Consider the following 12,533-nt stretch of genomic DNA (forward strand, 5'->3'; position numbering starts at 1 on the left):
ACATATGCAATGATTCCTGAAAAGTACAGTTAGGAGAGGGTTATGCCGATTCGAATTGATAAAAAATTGCCAGCTGTTGAGATTTTACGGACAGAGAATATCTTTGTCATGGATGATCAACGTGCGGCCCACCAAGATATCCGTCCCTTGAAGATTTTAATTTTAAATCTCATGCCACAAAAAATGGTCACAGAGACTCAATTGTTGCGCCACTTGGCTAATACGCCCCTGCAACTGGATATTGATTTTCTCTATATGGAGAGTCACCGTTCTAAAACAACTCGTTCAGAGCACATGGAGACCTTTTATAAAACTTTTCCTGAAGTCAAGGATGAGTATTTTGATGGGATGATTATCACAGGTGCTCCAGTTGAGCATTTACCATTTGAGGAAGTGGACTATTGGGAGGAATTCAGTCAGGTAATCGAGTGGTCCAAGACCCATGTCTATTCGACCCTTCATATCTGTTGGGGGGCTCAGGCTGGTCTTTATTTGCGCTATGGGGTGGAAAAATACCAGATGGACAGTAAGTTATCAGGTATTTATCCTCAGGATACTTTAAAGGAAGGTCATCTTCTCTTTAGAGGCTTTGACGATAGCTATGTATCCCCTCATTCTCGGCACACGGAGATTTCTAAGGAAGAAATCTTAAACAAAACCAATCTTGAAATTTTATCAGAAGGACCTCAGGTTGGAGTTTCTATTTTGGCCAGTCGTGATTTGCGAGAAATTTATAGTTTTGGGCATTTGGAATATGACCGTGATACCTTGGCAAAAGAGTATTTTAGGGACCGTGATGCAGGTTTAGACCCACATATTCCAGAAAATTACTTTAAGGATGATGATGTCAACCAGACACCTTGTCTTTGTTGGTCTTCATCAGCAGCCCTCTTTTTCAGTAACTGGGTGAATTATGCGGTCTATCAGGAGACGCCTTTTGACTGGAGAAAAATAGAAGATGATGCATCTGCATTTGGGTATTTATAAGAGGAATTATGACATATTTAGACGCTTTTAAATCAGGGAACTTGGTTTTACCAAGTGCCCTGCTCTTGCATTTTAAGGAACTCTTTCCTTCCAGCGACGATTTTCTGGTCTGGCAATTTTTCTATTTGCAAAATACGACAGGCTTAGAAGAAATGTCGCCAAGCCAGATTGCTGAAAGGATTGGCAAGGAGATTTCGGATGTCAATCAGGCCATTTCCAATCTGACGGAGAGGGGACTGCTTCAGTATCGAACGATCGAATTGAATGGTGAAATCGAATTGCTTTTTGATGCTAGTTTAGCTTTGGAACGTTTGGATAATTTGCTTGGAGTAGCTCATTCAAGTTCAGACCAGTTGACACCTCAAAACCAGCTCAAAGATTTGGTAGAGACCTTCCAGCAGGAGTTGGGACGCTTGTTGACACCTTTTGAGATTGAGGATTTGACCAAGACTCTTAAGGAAGATGGAACCAGTGCTGGCTTGATTAAGGAAGCTCTTCGTGAAGCCGTTTTGAATGGAAAACCAAACTGGAAGTACATTCAGGCGATTTTAAGAAACTGGCGCCATGAAGGCATCAAAAGTGTGGCTCAAGTGGAGGCTAAACGAGCAGAGAGAGAAGCAAGCAATCCTCAGTTGACACAGGTATCTGCAGATTTCAGAAATGCTATGGATCTCTGGAAGGATTAATCCATGTAAGCAGGCTTGAAATCTGAGTAAGATTTGCAAGCTGTGTCTAATTGTGATAAAATAAATAGAAAATAAATTGAAAAAAGAGGTATGTGAAATGTCACGTAAACCATTTATCGCTGGTAACTGGAAAATGAACAAAAATCCAGAAGAAGCTAAAGCATTCGTTGAAGCAGTTGCATCAAAACTTCCTTCATCAGATCTTGTTGAAGCAGGTATCGCGGCTCCAGCTCTTGATTTGACAACTGTTCTTGCTGCTGCAAAAGGCTCAAACCTTAAAGTTGCTGCTCAAAACTGCTACTTTGAAAATGCAGGTGCTTTCACTGGTGAAACAAGCCCACAAGTTTTGAAAGAAATCGGTACTGATTACGTTGTTATCGGTCACTCAGAACGCCGTGACTACTTCCATGAAACTGACGAAGATATCAACAAAAAAGCAAAAGCAATCTTTGCAAACGGTATGCTTCCAATCATCTGTTGTGGTGAGTCACTTGAAACTTACGAAGCTGGTAAAGCTGCTGAGTTTGTAGGTGCTCAAGTATCTGCTGCATTGGCTGGATTGACTGCTGAACAAGTTGCTGCCTCAGTTATCGCTTATGAGCCAATCTGGGCTATCGGTACTGGTAAATCAGCTTCACAAGACGACGCACAAAAAATGTGTAAAGTTGTTCGTGACGTTGTAGCTGCTGACTTTGGTCAAGAAGTTGCAGACAAAGTTCGTGTTCAATACGGTGGTTCTGTTAAACCTGAAAACGTTGCTTCATACATGGCTTGCCCAGACGTTGACGGTGCCCTTGTTGGTGGTGCGTCACTTGAAGCTGAAAGCTTCTTGGCATTGCTTGACTTTGTAAAATAATCGACTCTTTATCAACATTATTGGGTTGAAGAAAAACTAAAATCGAGAAAGGACATATATCGTCCTTTCTTTTTTGCTACTAAAGCGGCTAATGTAGACTATTTTATACGAACTCTTCCTAGTGGTTATAACATGGAGATGAACCAAGACTCCAGCAATATTTCTCTCGGGCATAAACAACTGTTGACCATCGCGCTTGCTATTCTAGCTAATCCTAAAATTCTCATTTTGGATGAAGCGACTTCCTCTGTTGATACCTGTTTGGAACTCTTGATTCAAAAAGCTATGAAACGGTTGATGAAAGGAAGGACCAGCTTTGTCATCTCCCATTGTCTCTAGACCATTTAAGAAGCAAATAAGATTCTCGTTCTTAGGGATGGACAGATTATTGAGCAGGGAAATTACGAAAGCTTACTCTAAGCAAAAGGCTTTTATTATGAACTTTACCAAAGCCAATTTTCAAGTATATCTGATAAAGTGAGCTAATCTGAACCAACTAAACTTTTCTTAAATTATCAGTCTATTGCAACTTTTCTCATGTGAGTCATTTGGCTTGCTATTGGTTTTACTTAGTAGTATACTAAGAGAGTAAACACTAAGAAGTGGTTACAAATAATAATGAATGAGGTAAAATAAAATGGTAGAATTGAAAAAAGAAGCAGTAAAAGACGTAACATCATTAACAAAAGCAGCGCCAGTAGCATTGGCAAAAACAAAGGAAGTATTGAACCAAGCTGTTGCTGATTTGTACGTAGCCCACGTTGCCTTGCACCAAGTACACTGGTACATGCGTGGCCGTGGTTTCCTTGTATGGCATCCAAAAATGGATGAGTACATGGATGCTCTTGATGGTCAATTAGATGAAATCAGCGAACGCTTGATCACACTTGGTGGTAGCCCATTCTCTACTTTGACAGAATTCCTTCAAAACAGTGAAATCGAGGAAGAAGCTGGTGAATACCGTAATGTTGAAGAAAGCTTGGAACGTGTGCTTGCTATCTACCGTTACTTATCAGAACTCTTCCAAAAAGGTTTGGATGTCACTGATGAAGAGGGTGACGATGTGACAAACGGTATCTTCTCAGATGCTAAAACTGAAACTGATAAAACAATTTGGATGCTTGCCGCAGAACTTGGACAAGCACCTGGTTTGTAAGATAAATGCATCCCTTTCTATCATGAGTTTCTGTATCACTACTCATGATAAACTATCTTTTAAAAATCATGTAGCAGACAAAGTTACATGATTTTTTCTTTGCTCCTCCGGCGACTCATTTGTCAAAATGCTGATTTTAAGGTATAATAGTTGCTGTTCGAGAAATTTTGATTTTCAAAGAATAGTGAATGATGATAAGGAGAAACCATGAACAACTTACCAAATTGCCCAAAATGTAACTCAGAGTATGTCTACGAAGACGGTGCCCTACTGGTTTGCCCAGAGTGTGCTTATGAGTGGAATCCTGCTGAAGTTGCAGATGTAGAAGAGGGCCTTGTTGCTATCGATGCCAACGGAAATAAATTGGCTGACGGTGATACTGTAACCCTCATCAAGGACTTGAAAGTAAAAGGTGCGCCAAAAGATTTGAAACAAGGGACGCGCGTGAAAAATATCCGTATCGTAGAAGGCGACCACAATATCGACTGTAAAATCGATGGCTTCGGTGCCATGAAACTCAAATCAGAGTTTGTGAAGAAAATTTAAGCATGTCAAAACACTATAAACTTGTATTTTATAGCCGTATCTTCTTGTTTCTAGCGGCTTTTACTGGAGTTTATCTTGAAATCGCCAAGCATGGTGGATTTGGGATGCTTCTCTATTATACGGTTCTGTCCAACCTTTTAGTTGCGATTTTTACGCTCTATCTCCTAAAGGTTATGAGCCGTTTAGGTGAAAACTGGCAAAGGCCTAGTCTCTTGCGCTTAAAAGGTGGGGTCACCATGAGTATCATGATTACTTGTGTGATTTACCATTTCCTCTTAGCGCCCATTGCGACTAATTTCTATACTCTAGAAAATTTTCTTTGCCACTATATCGTTCCCCTCTGGTTTTTAGCAGATACCCTCTTTTTTGACAAACAGGGTCAATACAAAATCTGGGATCCAGTTGTGTGGACGATTTTACCCTTGCTGTATATGATTTTTGCTCTTTTTAATGGCTTGGTACTGAAACTTGATGTTCCTAATTCTAAGGTCAGTCCCTTCCCTTACTTCTTTTTGAATGTGAACAAGGGGTGGGATGTCGTGTTCAAGTGGTGTCTGATTATCTTTGTTGCCTATATGGTAGCAGGATTTATCTTCTACTTTATCAAGCAAATCAAGAGAAAGTCATCCTAAGATACAAGGGATTCATTTTCTAGTTTAAGAAGGAGTCTACAATCCAATGAGACTTCTTCTTTTCTTGCTTATTTGATAACTATCAAAAAGACAGAAGATTAAGAGAAATATAGAAAGAGATTTCATGAAACAATTTTTAGAACGGGCCAGTATTTTGGCTCTCTCCCTCGTTTTGATTACATCATTTTCCATCTCGAGTGCACTGCCAGCCATGTTTGACTATTATCAAGGTTATCCTAAGGAACAAATTGAGCTCTTGGCGAGCTTGCCATCCTTTGGAATCATGATTATGTTACTACTAAATGGTTTCTTAGAAAAAATATTTCCTGAGCGATTACAGATTAGTTTGGGATTGCTGATTTTATCACTGAGCGGGACGGCTCCCTTCTGGTATCAAGCCTATCCTTTTGTCTTTGGAACACGGATTCTCTTTGGTTTGGGAGTTGGGATGATCAATGCCAAGGCTATTTCTATTATCAGTGAACGTTATCAAGGAAAAACACGAATTCAGATGTTAGGGCTACGCGGTTCTGCAGAGGTCGTTGGGGCATCTCTCATCACCTTGGCAGTCGGTCAATTGTTGTCCTTTGGTTGGACAGCTACCTTCCTAGCCTATAGTGCTGGATTTTTGGTACTGACCCTTTATCTGCTCTTTGTCCCTTATGGAAAGGAAAAGAAAGAAGTCAAGAAAAAAACGAAGGAAGTAAGTCGTTTAACTCGGGAAATGAAGGGCTTGATTTTTATCTTAGCTATTGAAGCAGCGGTGGTAGTTTGTACCAATACAGCTATTACCATCCGTATTCCAAGTTTGATGGTGGAAAGAGGACTTGGAGATGCTCAGTTATCTAGTTTTGTTCTTAGTGTCATGCAGTTGATCGGGATTGTGGCTGGTGTGAGTTTCTCTTTCTTGATTTCTATCTTTAAAGAGAAACTACTCCTATGGTCGGGCATTACCTTCGGCTTAGGGCAAATTGTGATTGCCTTGTCTCCATCCTTGTGGGTGGTAGTGGCAGGAAGCATTCTTGCTGGTTTTGCCTACAGTGTAGCCTTGACGACGGTTTTTCAACTTGTCTCTGAACGAATTCCAGCTAAACTCCTCAATCAAGCCACTTCATTTGCTGTATTAGGCTGTAGTTTCGGAGCCTTTACGACTCCATTCGTTCTAGGTGCGATTGGCTTGCTAACACAAAATGGGATGTTAGTCTTTGCTATCTTAGGATCTTGGTTAATTGTAACCTCTATCTTTGTCATGTACCTACTTCAAAAGAAAGCTTAGGATTGGTTTCCTAAGTTTTTCTTTTTGTGAATTTTGTACCCAGACACTATTTGTTTTAAACCCTTGTTTACAGCTTATTTTCTTGATACAATAGAATTTATGACGAGATATAAAGTAACTATTTCCTATGATGGTTACGCCTTTGCTGGTTTTCAGCGCCAGCCTCATGCGCGTAGTGTTCAGGAAGAAATTGAAAAAACCTTGACCAGGTTAAATAAAGGGCAAGCTATTACTGTTCACGGTGCTGGTAGGACAGATAGTGGGGTTCATGCTCTGGGACAGGTCATTCATTTTGACTTGCCTTATCAAATGGATGAGGAGAAGCTCCGTTTTGCTCTTGATACCCAGTCTCCTGAAGATATTGATGTGATTTCGATTGAGCTTGTGGCGGATGATTTTCATTGCCGTTATGCTAAGCATAGCAAGACCTATGAGTTTATCGTGGATAGGGGCCGTCCCAAGAATCCTATGCGCCGTCACTATGCCACTCACTTTCCCTATCCACTCGATGTGGAAAGGATGCAGCTTGCAATCAAAAAGCTAGAGGGAACCCATGATTTCACCGGCTTTACAGCCTCTGGGACTAGTGTAGAGGATAAGGTTCGCACCATCACAGAAGCGAGTTTAACAGTGGATGAGACAGGTCAGTTTTTGACCTTTATTTTTTCAGGAAATGGTTTCTTGTATAAACAGATTCGCAATATGGTGGGGACACTGCTCAAAATCGGAAACAACCGTATGCCAGTAGAGCAGATTGACCTCATTTTGGAGAAGAAGGACAGGCAGCTAGCTGGTCCAACGGCAGCACCTAATGGTTTGTATTTAAAGGAGATTCGTTATGAAGAATAATCGTATTTTAGCACTTTCTGGAAATGATATTTTTAGTGGTGGTGGCCTGTCAGCTGATTTGGCTACCTATACCTTGAACGGCTTGCATGGTTTTGTAGCAGTGACTTGTTTGACAGCCTTGACAGAAAAAGGATTTGAAGTCTTTCCAACTGACGATACCATTTTTCAACATGAATTAGATAGCTTGCGTGATGTGGAATTTGCAGGGATTAAGATCGGTCTTCTACCAACTGTCAGTGTAGCTGAGAAGGCATTGGACTTTATCAAGCAACGTCCAGGAGTGCCTGTGGTATTGGATCCTGTCTTGGTCTGCAAGGAAACGCATGATGTAGCTGTAAGTGAGCTCTGTCAAGAATTGATTCGCTTTTTCCCTCATGTCAGTGTGATTACGCCTAATCTTCCTGAAGCAGAATTATTAGCAGATCAAGAGATTAAAACCCTTGAAGATATGAAAACTGCAGCACAGAAATTGCATGACTTAGGAGCGCCAGCAGTCATTATCAAGGGAGGCAATCGCCTTAGTCAGGACAAGGCTGTAGATGTCTTTTATGATGGACAAAACTTTACGGTCCTAGAAAATCCTGTCATCCAAGGGCAAAATGCTGGTGCAGGTTGTACCTTTGCTTCTAGCATTGCCAGTCACTTGCTTAAAGGTGATGAACTTTTACCAGCAGTAGAAAGCTCTAAGGCTTTCGTTTACCGTGCCATTGCACAAGCAGATCAGTATGGAGTAAGACAATATGAAGCAAACCAAAACAACTAAAATCGCCCTTGTATCCCTATTAACCGCCCTTTCTGTGGTTCTAGGTTATTTCTTAAAAATTCCAACACCGACAGGCATTCTAACTCTTTTAGATGCAGGTGTCTTCTTTACGGCCTTCTACTTTGGTAGTCGTGAAGGGGCTGTAGTAGGAGGACTAGCAGGTTTCTTGATTGACCTCTTATCAGGATATCCTCAGTGGATGTTCTTTAGCTTGGTTAACCATGGCTTGCAGGGATTTTTCGCAGGATTTAAAGGAAAAACTCAGTGGTTAGGCCTTATCTTAGCAACGATTGCCATGGTAGGTGGCTACGCCTTGGGTTCTACATTAATGAATGGCTGGGCTGCAGCCCTACCCGAAATCCTACCGAATTTCATGCAAAATATAGTAGGGATGATTGTAGGATTTATTATTAGTCAAAGTATCAAGAAGATTAAGTAAAGATTAAAAAACGTAAAGTTAGTAGTAATGATTTTTCTGCTAACTTTACGTTTTTATTATTGGTTTTCTTGTAGATAATAGGAAATCACAACAGAAGAATTACTATCAAAATAGGAATCTTTATCAAAATATTTGCAATTTCCTATTGTAATGCTATGTATTTTGTAATTCTTAATAAAATGAGGTAATTTTTCATATCTTTCTTCAAGTAATGTTACATTATGAAATCCAAAATTTTCAAAAATTTCTTTTACGTCTGTAGGTTCTTTAGTAAGTAAAATATCATAGTCGTCAGGTGAAAGGATATACTGATTTTTTAAAATAGCATTAAGTCGTTCAGAAATTCGCAAACTAATATTTTTAGGGATACTTGAGTCAGTATTATCTTTTGAAATTCTAACTTTCCCCGTTAAACTTCCATAATCATTATAATCTAAAGTAAAAAACCAAGTTGAAATCCTACTAATTGAATACACCTCAAAATTAATTAAAGCTTGATTAATTTCTATTTTTTTAATTCGAATAATTTGATTAGCTTCTTCATGAATTATTCTATTAAATTCTTCTTGATTTAAGAATTCAGGGAATTGAATGGATAAAGTTTGTCTACGTTCTTCGTCTTGTTTCTTTTCAAGACGTTCTTGATTATTCCACGAGTGTATTTCAAAATTAAATTTACAACTTTACCAGGTACACTTATAAAATTAGAAATTCCTGTCATAGTATTATTGGCAACACAAACAGCTCCATCTACAGTATTGGTCGTTATTTTGGAAGTTTCATCTACAACTACTTTCACGGCTTTTGCAGTCTCATTTGCAATATCATTTACAACTTTTGAGGATTCATTTGCAATATTATTTACAACCTTTGAAGATTCATTAACGATATCATTTACGACTTTAGAAGTTTCATTAGTAACATTATCTACAAATTTAAAGAAATCATTTAACATAAAATAATACCATTAATCAAAATAAAGCAAGTCTTTGCTGGTGCTTGTAAAGAGGTCGAAGCCGTCCTTGGTAACAACACCGCAGTCTTCGATACGGACACCGACTTTACCAGGGATATAGATACCTGGTTCAACAGAGAAGCACATGCCTTCTTCGATGACCATGTCGTTTCCTTCCATGATAGATGGGAATTCATGGACATCCATACCGATACCGTGACCAAGACGGTGGTTGAAGTACTCACCGTAACCAGCTTTTTCGATGACCTCACGGGCAGCGCGGTCCACTTCATGAGCAGTCACACCTGGTTTGATAAAGTCAAGAGCAGCTTGTTGAGCTTCAAGAGTTAAGTTATAAATGTCTTTCTTGAATTGGTCGGGTTTACCAACAGCGACTGTACGAGTCATGTCTGATGCGTAACCGTTGACTAGAACACCAAGGTCAAAGAGTAGAAGAGCATCATTTTCAACCTTGTTTGCTGCTGGAATACCGTGTGGATTTGCAGCATTATCACCAGTCAAGACCATGGTATCAAAGCTCATTTCATAACCTTCACGTTTCATAGCAAAGTCGATTTGTGCAATGATATCTGTCTCCGTCTTATCAAGAGAAATATTGTCAAAACCAACCTTAACTGCCTTGTCCGCATAGAGACCTGCAACCATCATTTTTTGCACTTCGTCAGCTGATTTGATGAGGCGCATGCGTTGGATGCGAGGAGTGAGGTTTTCAAACTCGGCTGTTTCAAAAACTGATTTCAAGCCATGGTATTTAGTCAGGATGAGATTGTCAAACTCGACTGCAACACGTTTGAAGTCAAGTTGTGGAAGAGCATCTTTCATTTTTTTCCATGGATTTTCAGAATCCACATAGCCCACAACTGGGAAGGAAACAGTGCTAGTAGCACGCTCAACTTCAAGGGCTGGGACAAAGAGGAGGGGTTCCTGATCCGCTAGGATAAAAAGGAACATTTGGCGTTCATGGGGATCACTGTAAAAGCCAGTGAGGTAATTGATTGTGACGGGGTCAGATACGACAGCGACGTCTAGTTTTTCTGATTCAAGATATGTTACGATTTGTTGTAATTTAGACATATGCTACCTTCTTTCTACCCCTCTATTTTGGCAAAAAATGAGAGAAAATGCAAGGGAGAAGGGTAAAAGAACAGACAAAAAGAACTCCAGTAAGATAGAGGAGTTCTTTGATATGGTTTTTCTTGGTTTAAGAAAAGTCAGCCTTGCTTTTGACGTCGCTGTATTCTTCAGCGATTTCTTGGCTGAGAATATCTTCATAGGCAGGGAGTTGGATGTCCTGACCATATTTCTTCTTGAGGGCAGTAGTGACTAGGCGATAAGCTAGATTGGCATTACGAGAGAGGATAGGCCCGTGGAAGTAAGAACCAAAGACATTTTTATAATGAACGCCTTCACCGATTTTTTCTTCGTTATTTCCATTTCCATAGACAACCTGTCCCAGTGGTTTTTGATCATCTGAGAGGAAGGTACGGCCCTGATGATTCTCAAATCCATAGTAGGTTTCATTGAAATCTTCATTGTGAATCTTGATGTCCCCGATAAAACGGTTATTGGTCTGGTTGAGGGTGTAGTGGCCCATGACACCTAGACCTTCGATACGTCTCCCTGAAGCTTCAACATAATATTGCCCCAATAGTTGGAAACCACCGCAGATAGCCAGAACTACACCGTCGTTTTGGATGTAGTTGTCAATGCTCTCTTTTTTAGCAGGTAGGTCGTCTGCAATGATACTCTGTTCAAAGTCTTGACCACCACCGAAAAAGGCAATGTCGTAGTGATTTTCATCAAAGTTATCATGGAGAGAAACGATGTCAACCGTCACATGGGCTCCCAGTTTTTCAGCCACATACTTGAGCATGAGGATGTTTCCATTGTCCCCATAGGTATTCATGAGATTTCCGTAGAGGTGGGCAATGTTGAGCTGATAGGGGTAATTGCCAGCTTTTGAGGAAAGTGAAGTATAAACCATTAGTTCATCTCCTTTCTAACAATCTGACGACTAGCCAGCAGTTCGCGGAATTCAAGCATAGCAGTATAGGTAGCTAGAATATAAGCATGCTTGCAGTCTTGGTTCTCAATGGTCTTAAGAACTTGCTCCAGACTACTTGTTTCAGTAATTTTATCAGCTGGATAGCCAGTTACTCGTAGACGACGTGCGATTTCAGAATGGCGAACACCGCCAGCGTTGATTTCGGGAATGTCCATGTCAGTGATTTGTTCAAAATCAGCATCCCAGATCCAGCTGGTGTCAATTCCATCTGCATAGTTGGCATTTAGGAGGACAGATAGGCTAAATGGATAAGGAGCTAGTTTAATCATCTCGATAGCTTGGGTCGCACCGACTGGATTTTTAATCAAGACGAGGGTGCATTCCTTGTCACCGATATGGAAGGTTTCCTGGCGTCCAAAGACAGCACGACTCTTATCAAATCCCTGCTTGATTAGTTGGGAATCTGCGCCGAGGAAACGGGCGATAGCCACAGCAGCTAGGGCGTTGTAGATGTTGTAAAGTCCACCGATTTGGATGCCGTATTCTTGGCCGTCAATGACAAAGCGAGAGCGATTGTTGGTTAACTCAACTAGTTCTGTCAAGCGATAGTCGAGATCAGGACGTTTACATCCACAACCTTCACAGATATAGGCACCCAAGTTTGCATAAGTATTGTGCTCATATTTGAGGATGCCTTGGCAGTCAGGGCAGAGGATTCCTTCGGTATTATAGTGAGCCAGCTGAGCTGGACCTTTCTCCAAGTCAAAACCAAAATACTGTACAGGATTTGGAATAGCTGGCTTGTAGAAAAGTGGACTGTCTCCATTAAGGAGAACAGTAGCCGTAGGCACTTTACGAATAGCATCCAAAATCATCTTGTAAGTTGTGTAAATCTCACCATAGCGGTCCATCTGGTCACGGAAGATATTGGTGATGACAAATAAGCTTGGCTGGATATAGTCACAGATACGAGATAGACTGGCCTCGTCGATTTCTAATACTGCAATGTTTTTTCCAGTTTTAGAAGATTTGGCAGTCAGGAAAGTTGTCGCAATCCCTGTAATCATGTTGGCACCGCTTGGATTGGTCAGAACTTGACCATAAACCTCTTTTAAAATGCCGACAGTGAGGGCAGTTGTCAAGGTTTTTCCGTTGGTTCCAGTGATCACGACAATCTCGTAGTTCTTAGCTAGGTTTTGTAAAATATCTTTATCAAATTGAAGGGCGACTTTTCCTGGAAGCGTACTCCCTCGGCCAAGACGGCTTAAAATGAAGTGGGAAGAACGCCCGGCAAGAAGGCCCAAAGTAGTTTTTAATTTCATGTTTCTATTATATCATAAAAGAAGGAAAAGACAGATTTGA

Annotated in this window: 15 protein-coding genes and 1 pseudogene; 11 read left to right on the forward strand and 5 right to left on the reverse strand. The window is 40.5% G+C overall.

The window, feature by feature from the left end:
- Positions 1-42: 42 nt before the first annotated feature.
- From metA to LG372_RS05850, 11 genes and pseudogenes are all read left to right on the forward strand, one after another.
- Positions 43-987 (forward strand): homoserine O-acetyltransferase MetA, encoded by a 945-nt coding sequence (gene metA, locus LG372_RS05800; RefSeq protein WP_049492384.1) that lies wholly within the window; start codon positions 43-45, stop codon positions 985-987.
- Between the two features lie 8 nt (positions 988-995).
- Entirely contained in the window at positions 996-1,673 is a 678-nt protein-coding gene (locus LG372_RS05805) for a DnaD domain-containing protein (protein ID WP_225742331.1), read from the forward strand.
- A 97-nt stretch (positions 1,674-1,770) separates the two neighbouring features.
- Entirely contained in the window at positions 1,771-2,529 is a 759-nt protein-coding gene (gene tpiA, locus LG372_RS05810; protein WP_000087893.1) for a triose-phosphate isomerase, read from the forward strand.
- Positions 2,530-2,568: 39 nt separating this feature from the next.
- A pseudogene (locus LG372_RS05815) lies at positions 2,569-3,015 on the forward strand (ATP-binding cassette domain-containing protein); the annotation flags it as partial.
- Between the two features lie 151 nt (positions 3,016-3,166).
- Positions 3,167-3,685 carry a Dps family protein gene (locus LG372_RS05820; protein ID WP_042750433.1) on the forward strand — a complete coding sequence of 173 codons (519 nt, stop codon included), beginning with the start codon at positions 3,167-3,169 and terminating at the stop codon, positions 3,683-3,685.
- Positions 3,686-3,892: 207 nt separating this feature from the next.
- Positions 3,893-4,231: a zinc ribbon domain-containing protein YjdM gene (locus LG372_RS05825; protein ID WP_001061596.1), complete on the forward strand. Its 339-nt coding sequence runs from the start codon at positions 3,893-3,895 to the stop codon at positions 4,229-4,231.
- 2 nt (positions 4,232-4,233) lie between these two features.
- Positions 4,234-4,863 (forward strand): Pr6Pr family membrane protein, encoded by a 630-nt coding sequence (locus LG372_RS05830; RefSeq protein WP_000033944.1) that lies wholly within the window; start codon positions 4,234-4,236, stop codon positions 4,861-4,863.
- Between the two features lie 124 nt (positions 4,864-4,987).
- On the forward strand, positions 4,988-6,139 hold the full coding sequence (locus LG372_RS05835) for an MFS transporter (RefSeq protein ID WP_225742332.1): 1,152 nt from the start codon (positions 4,988-4,990) through the stop codon (positions 6,137-6,139).
- Positions 6,140-6,238: 99 nt separating this feature from the next.
- Positions 6,239-6,988, forward strand: a complete 750-nt coding sequence (gene truA, locus LG372_RS05840; protein ID WP_225742333.1) for a tRNA pseudouridine(38-40) synthase TruA — start codon at positions 6,239-6,241, stop codon at positions 6,986-6,988.
- Complete coding sequence (locus LG372_RS05845) at positions 6,978-7,751, forward strand: bifunctional hydroxymethylpyrimidine kinase/phosphomethylpyrimidine kinase (protein WP_094753450.1); 774 nt, start codon at positions 6,978-6,980, stop codon at positions 7,749-7,751. Before truA ends, LG372_RS05845 begins: the two co-directional genes overlap by 11 nt.
- Positions 7,729-8,190: an ECF transporter S component gene (locus LG372_RS05850; protein ID WP_049551943.1), complete on the forward strand. Its 462-nt coding sequence runs from the start codon at positions 7,729-7,731 to the stop codon at positions 8,188-8,190. Before LG372_RS05845 ends, LG372_RS05850 begins: the two co-directional genes overlap by 23 nt.
- Before the next feature lie 56 nt (positions 8,191-8,246).
- On the opposite strand, the gene LG372_RS05855 is transcribed toward LG372_RS05850, so the two are convergent.
- The 5 genes from LG372_RS05855 to murT all read right to left on the reverse strand — a co-directional run bounded on the left by LG372_RS05855 (position 8,247) and on the right by murT (position 12,493).
- Positions 8,247-8,666, reverse strand: a complete 420-nt coding sequence (locus LG372_RS05855) for a hypothetical protein (RefSeq protein ID WP_225742334.1) — start codon at positions 8,664-8,666, stop codon at positions 8,247-8,249.
- A 95-nt stretch (positions 8,667-8,761) separates the two neighbouring features.
- Positions 8,762-9,145 carry a hypothetical protein gene (locus LG372_RS05860; protein ID WP_225742335.1) on the reverse strand — a complete coding sequence of 128 codons (384 nt, stop codon included), beginning with the start codon at positions 9,143-9,145 and terminating at the stop codon, positions 8,762-8,764.
- A gap of 12 nt (positions 9,146-9,157) precedes the next feature.
- Positions 9,158-10,240 carry a M24 family metallopeptidase gene (locus LG372_RS05865; RefSeq protein ID WP_020902083.1) on the reverse strand — a complete coding sequence of 361 codons (1,083 nt, stop codon included), beginning with the start codon at positions 10,238-10,240 and terminating at the stop codon, positions 9,158-9,160.
- A 127-nt stretch (positions 10,241-10,367) separates the two neighbouring features.
- Positions 10,368-11,150 carry a lipid II isoglutaminyl synthase subunit GatD gene (gatD, locus tag LG372_RS05870; RefSeq protein ID WP_225742336.1) on the reverse strand — a complete coding sequence of 261 codons (783 nt, stop codon included), beginning with the start codon at positions 11,148-11,150 and terminating at the stop codon, positions 10,368-10,370.
- The gene (murT, locus tag LG372_RS05875) at positions 11,150-12,493 is read right to left on the reverse strand and encodes a lipid II isoglutaminyl synthase subunit MurT (RefSeq protein ID WP_225742337.1); all 1,344 of its coding nucleotides are present in this window, start codon (positions 12,491-12,493) and stop codon (positions 11,150-11,152) included. Before murT ends, gatD begins: the two co-directional genes overlap by 1 nt.
- Positions 12,494-12,533 lie beyond the last annotated feature (40 nt).

Source organism: Streptococcus sp. Marseille-Q5112 (genome assembly GCF_916700555.1).
Taxonomy (GTDB): domain Bacteria; phylum Bacillota; class Bacilli; order Lactobacillales; family Streptococcaceae; genus Streptococcus; species Streptococcus symci.

Excerpts from the sequence above, each read along its gene's own strand:
- gatD (WP_225742336.1), bottom strand. The coding sequence starts at position 11,150 with ATGGTTTATACTTCACTTTCCTCAAAAGCTGGCAATTACCCCTATCAG.
- LG372_RS05845 (WP_094753450.1), top strand. The coding sequence starts at position 6,978 with ATGAAGAATAATCGTATTTTAGCACTTTCTGGAAATGATATTTTTAGT.
- LG372_RS05820 (WP_042750433.1), top strand. The coding sequence starts at position 3,167 with ATGGTAGAATTGAAAAAAGAAGCAGTAAAAGACGTAACATCATTAACA.
- LG372_RS05835 (WP_225742332.1), top strand. The coding sequence starts at position 4,988 with ATGAAACAATTTTTAGAACGGGCCAGTATTTTGGCTCTCTCCCTCGTT.
- LG372_RS05860 (WP_225742335.1), bottom strand. The coding sequence starts at position 9,145 with ATGTTAAATGATTTCTTTAAATTTGTAGATAATGTTACTAATGAAACT.
- LG372_RS05850 (WP_049551943.1), top strand. The coding sequence starts at position 7,729 with ATGAAGCAAACCAAAACAACTAAAATCGCCCTTGTATCCCTATTAACC.
- truA (WP_225742333.1), top strand. The coding sequence starts at position 6,239 with ATGACGAGATATAAAGTAACTATTTCCTATGATGGTTACGCCTTTGCT.
- LG372_RS05805 (WP_225742331.1), top strand. The coding sequence starts at position 996 with ATGACATATTTAGACGCTTTTAAATCAGGGAACTTGGTTTTACCAAGT.
- metA (WP_049492384.1), top strand. The coding sequence starts at position 43 with ATGCCGATTCGAATTGATAAAAAATTGCCAGCTGTTGAGATTTTACGG.
- LG372_RS05865 (WP_020902083.1), bottom strand. The coding sequence starts at position 10,240 with ATGTCTAAATTACAACAAATCGTAACATATCTTGAATCAGAAAAACTA.
- tpiA (WP_000087893.1), top strand. The coding sequence starts at position 1,771 with ATGTCACGTAAACCATTTATCGCTGGTAACTGGAAAATGAACAAAAAT.
- LG372_RS05830 (WP_000033944.1), top strand. The coding sequence starts at position 4,234 with ATGTCAAAACACTATAAACTTGTATTTTATAGCCGTATCTTCTTGTTT.
- LG372_RS05825 (WP_001061596.1), top strand. The coding sequence starts at position 3,893 with ATGAACAACTTACCAAATTGCCCAAAATGTAACTCAGAGTATGTCTAC.
- murT (WP_225742337.1), bottom strand. The coding sequence starts at position 12,493 with ATGAAATTAAAAACTACTTTGGGCCTTCTTGCCGGGCGTTCTTCCCAC.